The sequence below is a fragment of the Pseudoalteromonas sp. P1-25 genome (assembly GCF_001401805.1).
Classification (GTDB): Bacteria; Pseudomonadota; Gammaproteobacteria; order Enterobacterales; family Alteromonadaceae; genus Pseudoalteromonas.
On the sequence record NZ_LKDW01000082.1, the window covers coordinates 1 to 651 of the forward strand.

Below are 651 nucleotides of genomic sequence, written 5' to 3' on the forward strand. Positions count from 1 at the left end.
TGTCCGAGTGGCCGAAGGAGCTCCCCTGCTAAGGGAGTATAGAGTTTGTAGCTCTATCGAGGGTTCGAATCCCTCCTTCTCCACCATTTTTTTAATGGCAAGTCTTGTAAAGTAAAGATTGGGCGCATAGCTCAGCTGGATAGAGTACCTGGCTACGAACCAGGCGGTCGGAGGTTCGAATCCTCCTGCGCCCACCACTCTTTACACACTCTACTTAGAGTATAAATAAGCCAAAGTGTTTGGTTTATAACCAAGTCGGTCGAAGGTTCATTCTTACAAGATATGTACTGCTTCCAACACTTTTTACACACTCTGCTTAGAGTATAAACAAGCAAACAGTAAAAGTGGGCGCATAGCTCAGCTGGATAGAGTACCTGGCTACGAACCAGGCGGTCGGAGGTTCGAATCCTCCTGCGCCCACCACTTTTACAACACTCTGCTTAGAGTATAAACAAGTAGAAAGTGTTGGCTAAAGCCAAGCGGTCGGAGGTTCACTTTTAGAAGTTACGTCCTACGCACATCACTTTTACAACACTCTGCTTTGAGTATAAAAAAGTAAAAATGAAAGTGGGCGCATAGCTCAGCTGGATAGAGTACCTGGCTACGAACCAGGCGGTCGGAGGTTCGAATCCTCCTGCGCCCACCACTTTC

Annotated in this window: 3 tRNA genes; all 3 read left to right on the forward strand. The window is 47.2% G+C overall.

Annotated features, from left to right (window positions below):
* The first annotated feature begins 120 nt into the window (after positions 1-120).
* The 3 genes from AN393_RS19590 (at position 121) to AN393_RS19600 (ending at position 646) form a co-directional block, all read left to right on the forward strand.
* A tRNA-Arg gene (locus tag AN393_RS19590) sits at positions 121-197 on the forward strand.
* A gap of 149 nt (positions 198-346) precedes the next feature.
* Positions 347-423, forward strand: a tRNA-Arg gene (locus tag AN393_RS19595).
* Between the two features lie 146 nt (positions 424-569).
* A tRNA-Arg gene (locus AN393_RS19600) sits at positions 570-646 on the forward strand.
* Positions 647-651 lie beyond the last annotated feature (5 nt).